Origin of the sequence: Vibrio sp. 3-2(1) (assembly GCF_963887575.1) — a bacterium.
In the GTDB taxonomy this organism is placed as follows: domain Bacteria; phylum Pseudomonadota; class Gammaproteobacteria; order Enterobacterales; family Vibrionaceae; genus Vibrio; species Vibrio anguillarum.
In genome coordinates this window covers 25,969-33,589 of record NZ_CAWPGB010000010.1, presented here as the reverse complement: position 1 = coordinate 33,589, position 7,621 = coordinate 25,969, and the positions used below count along the sequence as shown (strand labels likewise).

The following is a 7,621-nucleotide window of genomic DNA, read 5'->3' as shown; positions in this document are numbered from 1 at the left end:
TCGGCAAATGAGCATTTTTACCCTAAAATTCGTGGTTTACTCAAGCCGTAAAACAGGCAAGGTTCTTTGTTTGCCTCAATCAGTTTTGGCGCTGGTTTGTTGTCAATTCAGCGTGCGCAAAGTGTGGGAAGGGCAAGTTTATCGAGCATTGTTCACTTGCTGAGTGTTTCGCTCGTTGAGTTTTCCTGATTCAAAAGCTTGGTTGGTTGTTGAAAGGTGGACTTTGTTTTGGCGGCTCATTTATCACAGTTCTTGCTTGGGTTGATTCTTGAATCACTCAACCATTGCAATTGTGGCTTTTGGTCGTGTAAATTCAGTTTATCTCATTGAATTTGCATAACAAACGGCTCAAGAGGGATTGCCAACGCGTGGCGACTTTAGTGCAAAATTGAAGTTCAGTGATTACGGTGTATTTTTTGAGTTCGGTAATGCGTTGTCAACCCCTTAGCCGGGCGTTAGTTTACCAATCAAGATTGCACCCTAACTCAATACGCTAGGGTGTGATAATTATCGCAGATGGTTTTGTGGCAATTGAGATTGTCCAAGGACTGCAACGACCAAAATAAAGCTGTCTTCCTTGGTAAAGTAAGCCGTATGCTTGCCTATAGGGAAGTAAAAACCATTTTGATATAAATCGTTGCAGCTTCTGCCTACCGCTGGGTTGTCAGCGAGCATCTGAAACCCAGTAAGAAGAGTATCTTTGTATGCGTTCCACTGCATCTCGGAAAAGTTTGTAACGGTATAATTTTTGATTTTATGTAAATGAGCCTGTGCTAATTTACTTAGTTTATATTTATTCTTGTACATACTTTACTTACAACGCGTTTAGGAAATTTTCACCGTCAACTATATTGCCTTGGGCTAAGTCTGCTTTTGCGGACTCAAAACAATGTTTTATGTAATCGGCTTTCATGACTTCAAGTTCTTCATAGTCTCTAATCGACATCACAACAACGGCATCTTTATTGTTTTTACTAATTTTAACTGGCTCACGTTGAGCGTTTAGAAGCAGTTCACCGAAATTACGTTTGGCATCATTTGCTGTTAATGTGTACATGGTTAAGCTCCAAGTCTGTAAGTGCAGTAATATTATAGGGCATCGAGCCAAATGTGCAATTTAATTAAATCGTGCGATTGGTGTGAGAAGTAAACTAACAAAGCATTTAAGATGGATTCGCAACGCTTGGCGGTTTTAGTGTAAATTCAGTTTTTCCGTTTTAAGTGGTTTGTCGCGGCATAGGTGTTTAGCGTTGCTCACCACTTAACGCGGCGTTAGGCAAAGTGAGTTTTTATCAGCTAAATCGGGTTTGAATTGAACGGTGAATTCCATGTTCTAATGGCTGGACTTAAGCAAAATCGTTACCACATATTTGTTGTTTCGTGATCGTGTTGGGTTGCTTTTCGCTGTGAATTCAGCGGCAAAATAACCTTCAGCATCCAAACGTCCGCCGAGCATGCTACGCTCGTCACTTTTCTTCCAAACCGCTCAATTTGAGTTTTTTTGTTTCTTTGCTGATTTAGCATTTTGGTTTATAAATGAATCGGTTAGTTGGTTTTAAGTTTATAAAAAAGTTCGTTCTTTAGTTTTGAACGTGTCGGTGTCAATCGGTTGGCCTAACAAACGGCTCAAGAGGGATTGCCAACGCATGGCGACTTTAGTGCAAAATTGAAGTTTAGTGTTTACAGTGTGTTTTTTGAGTTCGGCGATGCGTTGTCAACCCCTTAGCCGGGCGTTATGTGTTTGATGAGTTTTTAAGGTCAAAGCTACGATTTCATTGAGAATTCGTTCCGTGTTTTCGGCAAGTTGGCTTGCTCGAAATGGATTCTTGAACAATCTGAGATTGATCATTTCCAAGGTTCTTGGGTTGCCTCAATTAAGTTTTGGATCTGGTTTGTGTTGAGTTTCGTCGGTTTCAAATCGCTTTAATTGAAATGTCTTTTTGACTGATTTTCTTGCTGACATTCAGCTCTGAAAATCTGGTGACGTAAAAGGTTTGGCGGTCGCTGAAAGGGCGCTTTCTTTGTTGTTGATTCTGTAAGTGGCTTTCTTTGGCTCAGATCGCTGTGAAATTTAGGTTTTGGTAAGCATCGTTTTTGTACGTAACTTATTCAAATCTCTTCCTTTCTACGGTGGTTTACTTTGAATTCACGGTAAAATTCACATAACAAGCAATTCAAGTGGATTCTCAACGCGTGGCAGTTTTACTATGCGTCAGGTAAAGTGTTTTACGGTGCAATGCAGCGACTTGGTCAGTGCGTTGTTCACCACTTAATTGGGCGTTATGCAACTCAGGTAAATTTAGGGGCTCAACCTTTTGGGATTTCTCTGGCCATTCGTTTTGTGTTGTCGGCAAATGAGCATTTTCACCCTAAAATTTGAGGTTTACTCAAGCCGTAAAACAGGCAAGGTTCTTTGTTTGCCTCAATTATTTTTAGCGTTGGCTTGTTGTGAATCTTGCGGGCTCAAAGTGTGGAAAGGGCAAGTTAATCGAGCATTTTGCTTTTGCTGAAGGTTTCGCTCGTTAAGTTTTCCTGATTCAAAAGCTTGGTTTGTTGTTGAAAGGTGAGCTTTGTTTTGGCGGCTTATTTATCGTAGTTCTTGCTTGGGTTGGTTCTTGAATCACTTAACCATTGCAATTGTGGTTTTTGGTCGTGTAAATTCATTTTATCTCATTGAATTTTCATAACAAACGGCTCAAGAGGGATTGCCAACGCGTGGCGACTTTAGTGCAAAATTGCAGTTCAGTGTTTAAGTGTGTTTTTTAAGTTCGGCGGTGCGTTGTCAACCCCTTAGCCGGGCGTTAGCCTTATTCAAAAGGAGATTCTATGAAATCAGCAGTTCTTGTTATTGATGTGCAGAATATTTTGTTTGACCCAACACCTCAACCGTTTGAAAGAAATGAGGTTTTAACTCGCATCAATAAAGTCACAGATTGGGCGCGCCAAAAGGATATCTCAGTCATCTTTATCCAACATGAACAAACTGGGACGCCAATCGAATATGGCAGTGAAGGTTGGCAATTACAGTCATCATTACACGTTGAAAGTAGTGACCATTTTATACGCAAAACAACGCCAGATTCGTTTTTACGAACAAACTTGGAGTCGTTGCTGCAAGAACTCTGTATTGAGCATCTTTATATCTGCGGCTACGCCACAGAGTTTTGTGTAGATACAACTACGCGACGAGCTGCTGGTTTAGGTTACTCGGTGGATTTGATATCAGATGCTCACACAACTCAAAGCAAATCTCATTTGTCAGGTGAGCAAATCCGAGTACATCACAATGCAACATTGCCGAGTATTTCTAGTTTTGGTGTCAAGATTACAGCTGTATCGACACAATCTTTGACGTCATAAGGCTAACAAACGGCTCAAGAGGGATTGCCAACGCGTGGCGGCTTTAGTGCAAAATTGAAGTTCAGAGTTTACGGTGTATTTTTGAGTCTGGCGGTGCGTTGTCAACCCCTTAGCCGGGCGTTATGAGCTTTAGGAAAATTGAAGATGACGGAATTAGAAAAATCTTTAGAAAGTTGGAAGACGATCACAGATGAGAATGCTCACTATGACTCAATAGGAGCATTGGCCGAAGCAACGGTTTCAACAAGTCCAATTATTGATAAGTTATCAACTTGGGCAGCTGCTGGCAGTGCAGCTGTTGCAGGACTTTCAATAACTAACATCGATAAAATGGCGAATTTTTATGATCATTCCGAGCTAAAGGTTTTATTTTCATGTTTGGCTGCATCTCTCTTATTCGCGCTATTTCAAAAATACTTCGCAATGTTATGTTCGCTCAGTATTTCAAGCTCTACTGAAGTTCGTGCACGTTTAGCACCAGTAATTGATAACTTCGAACAGCACGCTAATAGTATCGAGGAGATGGCAGAAAAAAACGGATTAGCTATCAAACCTGAATTTGATCTAATGAAAAGTATTTCATCTTTTCAAGAGTTATACCCGTGGTACATTAAGTTGGTTTTAAATCGCCCAATGAATAAGGCAAAAGAAAATCGTAGTTATCACCATAAACGAATGGTGGTCACTCATTTTTGGCAGGGTATGACTCTATTTGTTCAATATTTGATTTTGGTCGCTTTTGTTGGAATGTCCGCCGTATACATTTAGCACGCTCATAACAAACAATTTAAGAGTGATTCAGCACGCTTGGCATTTTTGGTTTCGGTTGAGTTCAGTGATTGCAGTGGTCAAATTGAGTGTCGTGGTCGCGTGCTTCACACCTTAATTGGGCGTTAGGCAATGTGAGTTTTTATCAGCTAAATCGAGTTTAAATTGAACGGTAAATTCCATGTTCTCATGGCTGAACTTAAGCAAATGAATAATCATCACATATTTGCTGTTTCTTGATCGCGTTGGGTTGCTTGTCGTTGTGAATTTAGCGGCAAAATAACCTTCAACATCCAAACGTCCGCCGAGAATGCTACACTCGTCACTTTTCTTCCAAACCGCTCAATTTGAGTTTTTTGTTTCTTTGCTGATTTAGCGTTTTGGTTTATAAATGAATCGCTTAGTTGGTTTTCAGTTATCAAACAAGCCTTGTTCTTGGGTTTTGAAAGTATCGTTGTCAACCGGTTGGCCTAACAAACGGCTCAAGAGGGATTGCCAACGCGTGGCGGCTTTAGTGCAAAATTGAAGTTCAGCGTTTACAGTGTGTTTTTTGAGTTCGGTGGTGCGTTGTCAACCCCTTAGCCGGGCGTTAGCCGACAAGCGAAAATTTCAAATTCAGAGGTAAATATGATTCCATTAAATTCATCTGTTGTTTCAGGGGTGGCAGTCTCGGAAATTGATGGTGAAATGAAGCTTCTGCTTATGAAGCGAGTAAAAGGTGGCTTCTGGTGTCATGTTGCAGGTTCAATTGAACAAGGCGAAAAAGGCATTGACGCCATCACTCGAGAGTTCAGAGAAGAAACACAAATTGAGGCTTCCCCCCTATATAATGCTCAGTTTCTAGAACAATTCTACGAAGCCAGTGTTAATGTTATTCAGCTCATACCTGTTTTCGTAGTGATGTGCCCACCAGAGCAAGGGGTGGTTTTAAATGAAGAACATACAGAGTATAAGTGGTGCAGTTTAGAGGAAGCTCTTGGATTGGCTCCATTTCCAAACCAACACGAAGTGTATAAGCATGTTTGGTCGTATTTCGTAGAAAAGCCAGCTAATGCACTCTATCGTGTAGATGTCGGCTAACAAACGGCTCAAGAGGGATTGCCAACGCTTGGCGACTTTAGTGCAAAATTGAAGTTCAGTGTTTACGGTGTGTTTTTTTGAGTTCGGCGGTGCGTTGTCAACCCCTTAGCCGGGCGTTATACGCTATATGGAAATTTAACAATGGAGTCGTGAAATGAATCAGAATGAAAAGCTGAATTATGTCGAGTTTGCAGCAAAAAATTTAGAGGCAACAAAATCATTTTTCTCTTCAGTTTTTGGCTGGGAATTTACTGATTATGGTCCTGAATATACAGCATTCTCAAATCAGGGTTTAGATGGCGGTTTTTTTAAAGCTGACTGTTGTAGTCAGACAGCATCGGGTGGTGCACTTCTTATCTTTTATAGCTCAAACATAGAAACAACTTTAGCCAAAGTCCAGAATAGCGGTGGCCAAATTATTCGCCCAATTTTTGATTTTCCCGGAGGCTGTCGTTTCCATTTTATTGAGCCAAGCGGTAACGAATTTGCAGTGTGGTCGGAAGCACGCGTATAACAAACGGCTCAAGAGGGATTGCCAACGCGTGGCGGCTTTAGTACAAAATTGAAGTTCAGTGTTTGCAGTGTGTTTCTTGAGTCCGGTGGTGCGTTGTCACCCCCTTAGCCGGGCGTTATATTTTTTTAAGTTCAGCAATCAAAAGGATCCATGATGAACGTGGATAAAGTGAAAAAACGCATATTGAAACGAGTACAAAGAGGTTTCAAAGGTTACCCGCAAATAGCATTAGAGTATTTCGGTAAAACGACGGATTTAGCGACCGAAGTAGTCATCACCTTTTTGTCTGAAGTGAATGCTGAGCCGCAAATACAACGATTTACAAGTGATAAAGATGTCCGCAAAGACGAAGCGATTCAATCGGTATTGTTAAAAATTATTGAGCGCGCGGAAGCTGCTACAGTTTTAGAAAAGCAAGAAATATCAGTTTGTTAATGGGTTTTCGGTAATGCTAAACTCTCTGTCACGTTAGCGTAGAGAACGAAAATATAACAAACGGTTCAAGAGGGACTGCCAACGCGTGGCGGTTTCACTTCAAATCGGTATTTGTGATTACGGTTGTTATTTTAGGTTCAGTGTTTTGCGTTGTCAGCCCCTTAACCGGGCGTTAGCTTCTTAAAGGCTAGAATCCTCAAAATCTAAGCTCAATTGTTCTGAAAAATCAGCTTTTAGCGTTCAAATTTTACAATTTGGCTTTCGAGTTTTTCTGATGCCGATTTGGTAGAAAGTGTTGAAATTTCAGCAGGTTCAAAGCCGCTGAAAACCCACAAGCCTCGATGCTTTAAGGTTGTTGGATGTTCGACTCGGCAAGTTTGGTGTCACAAAAGGCTGCATCATCGCTGTGATCTTACTTTCTTTCTTTGTCGCGGACTCTTAATCGTGGCCAACTTAGCCTAGATCGTTTTAAGTTTTGGCTGCCAACTTCACAGCTTTTGGCGTTGGACGTGTGTTTAAGAGATGCTTTTGCGTAAAATGCATTTCAAGCAAATTTTTTTAAAAGTCATTGGTAAACAATGGGCTACGAAGCTAACAAACGCCTCAAGAGGGACTGTCAACGCGTGGCGTTTCCAGTCCCATTGAGCCGCGGTGGTTACGGCTGTTGTTTTTGAGTTTGGTGTAATGCGTTGTCAGCCCCTTAGGCGGGCGTTAGCTGCCTACTGGCGAATATGTTCCTTTAGCTGTACAAGTTGAACTTTGAAGGCTATACTTGTTCCGTAAACAGTACATGTGGGAAGTTCTATGAGAATCGTTTCTTTTACAGAAGCTAGGAATAGTTTAAAAGCAGTCTTGGATGCCGTTGTGAATGATGCGGATACAACCGTCATCACTCGACGTGATTCAGAAGATGCCGTGGTTATGTCGCTGGATTATTACAATAGTCTAATGGAAACCGTACATTTGCTTCGCTCTCCAGCGAACGCTGAACATCTAAACCGTTCCATTGCCCAGTTCAAAGCGGGAAAAGTTACCCAAAGAGATCTGATTGATGAGTAGTCGTTTACTGTCATGGACAGATGAGTCCTGGGATGACTACTTGTACTGGCAAACACAAGACAAAAAAACACTCAAGCGGATCAATAAAATCATCAATGATGTTAAGCGTTCACCGTTTGAAGGCATTGGTAAACCAGAGCCTCTAAAGGAAAATCTATCTGGTTTTTGGTCTCGGCGGATCGATGATACAAATAGACTGGTTTATGCTGTTGATGATAATGCAATAACGGTTATTTCGTGTCGCTACCATTATTGAACCAACTGACTAAAGGCAGCTAACAAACGCTTCAAGAGGGACAGCCAACGCGTGGCATTTTTACTGTGCGTTAGTTTCAGTTGGTTACGGTGCTATGCGGAAAGTTAGTAGTAGCGTTGGCTGCCCCTTAAGCGGGCGTTAGGTGATCT

9 protein-coding genes and 1 pseudogene are annotated in these 7,621 nt (G+C 41.4%); 8 read left to right on the top strand and 2 right to left on the bottom strand.

Going from position 1 to position 7,621, the window contains the following annotated elements; genetic code table 11:
* Positions 1-507: 507 nt before the first annotated feature.
* A complete protein-coding gene (locus AACQ79_RS02710; RefSeq protein WP_017045809.1) occupies positions 508-807 on the bottom strand; it encodes a type II toxin-antitoxin system RelE/ParE family toxin in 300 nt (99 codons plus the stop codon).
* Positions 808-814: 7 nt separating this feature from the next.
* Positions 815-1,057: a type II toxin-antitoxin system Phd/YefM family antitoxin gene (locus tag AACQ79_RS02705; protein ID WP_017045808.1), complete on the bottom strand. Its 243-nt coding sequence runs from the start codon at positions 1,055-1,057 to the stop codon at positions 815-817.
* Positions 1,058-2,826: 1,769 nt separating this feature from the next.
* Between AACQ79_RS02705 and AACQ79_RS02700 the strand changes: the two genes are divergently transcribed.
* From AACQ79_RS02700 to AACQ79_RS02665, 8 genes and pseudogenes are all read left to right on the top strand, one after another.
* Positions 2,827-3,360: a cysteine hydrolase family protein gene (locus AACQ79_RS02700; protein WP_064626947.1), complete on the top strand. Its 534-nt coding sequence runs from the start codon at positions 2,827-2,829 to the stop codon at positions 3,358-3,360.
* Positions 3,361-3,504: 144 nt separating this feature from the next.
* On the top strand, positions 3,505-4,128 hold the full coding sequence (locus AACQ79_RS02695; RefSeq protein ID WP_170899737.1) for a hypothetical protein: 624 nt from the start codon (positions 3,505-3,507) through the stop codon (positions 4,126-4,128).
* A gap of 627 nt (positions 4,129-4,755) precedes the next feature.
* A complete protein-coding gene (locus AACQ79_RS02690; RefSeq protein ID WP_170899736.1) occupies positions 4,756-5,208 on the top strand; it encodes an NUDIX hydrolase in 453 nt (150 codons plus the stop codon).
* Positions 5,209-5,362: 154 nt separating this feature from the next.
* Positions 5,363-5,722, top strand: coding sequence for a VOC family protein (locus AACQ79_RS02685; protein WP_013868602.1), 360 nt, complete (start codon positions 5,363-5,365; stop codon positions 5,720-5,722).
* A gap of 153 nt (positions 5,723-5,875) precedes the next feature.
* Positions 5,876-6,157 carry a hypothetical protein gene (locus AACQ79_RS02680; protein ID WP_212756430.1) on the top strand — a complete coding sequence of 94 codons (282 nt, stop codon included), beginning with the start codon at positions 5,876-5,878 and terminating at the stop codon, positions 6,155-6,157.
* Positions 6,158-6,509: 352 nt separating this feature from the next.
* Positions 6,510-6,693, top strand: a pseudogene (locus AACQ79_RS02675) (DUF645 family protein).
* Positions 6,694-6,961: 268 nt separating this feature from the next.
* Positions 6,962-7,216, top strand: a complete 255-nt coding sequence (locus AACQ79_RS02670; protein ID WP_001223794.1) for a type II toxin-antitoxin system Phd/YefM family antitoxin — start codon at positions 6,962-6,964, stop codon at positions 7,214-7,216.
* Positions 7,209-7,472, top strand: a complete 264-nt coding sequence (locus AACQ79_RS02665) for a Txe/YoeB family addiction module toxin (RefSeq protein WP_000098716.1) — start codon at positions 7,209-7,211, stop codon at positions 7,470-7,472. Before AACQ79_RS02670 ends, AACQ79_RS02665 begins: the two co-directional genes overlap by 8 nt.
* The last annotated feature ends 149 nt before the right edge of the window (positions 7,473-7,621 follow it).

What these genes read in the sequence shown, in the direction of transcription:
- AACQ79_RS02710 (WP_017045809.1), bottom strand. Translation starts at nt 807, where the DNA reads ATGTACAAGAATAAATATAAACTAAGTAAATTAGCACAGGCTCATTTA.
- AACQ79_RS02705 (WP_017045808.1), bottom strand. Translation starts at nt 1,057, where the DNA reads ATGTACACATTAACAGCAAATGATGCCAAACGTAATTTCGGTGAACTG.
- AACQ79_RS02700 (WP_064626947.1), top strand. Translation starts at nt 2,827, where the DNA reads ATGAAATCAGCAGTTCTTGTTATTGATGTGCAGAATATTTTGTTTGAC.
- AACQ79_RS02695 (WP_170899737.1), top strand. Translation starts at nt 3,505, where the DNA reads ATGACGGAATTAGAAAAATCTTTAGAAAGTTGGAAGACGATCACAGAT.
- AACQ79_RS02690 (WP_170899736.1), top strand. Translation starts at nt 4,756, where the DNA reads ATGATTCCATTAAATTCATCTGTTGTTTCAGGGGTGGCAGTCTCGGAA.
- AACQ79_RS02685 (WP_013868602.1), top strand. Translation starts at nt 5,363, where the DNA reads ATGAATCAGAATGAAAAGCTGAATTATGTCGAGTTTGCAGCAAAAAAT.
- AACQ79_RS02680 (WP_212756430.1), top strand. Translation starts at nt 5,876, where the DNA reads ATGAACGTGGATAAAGTGAAAAAACGCATATTGAAACGAGTACAAAGA.
- AACQ79_RS02670 (WP_001223794.1), top strand. Translation starts at nt 6,962, where the DNA reads ATGAGAATCGTTTCTTTTACAGAAGCTAGGAATAGTTTAAAAGCAGTC.
- AACQ79_RS02665 (WP_000098716.1), top strand. Translation starts at nt 7,209, where the DNA reads ATGAGTAGTCGTTTACTGTCATGGACAGATGAGTCCTGGGATGACTAC.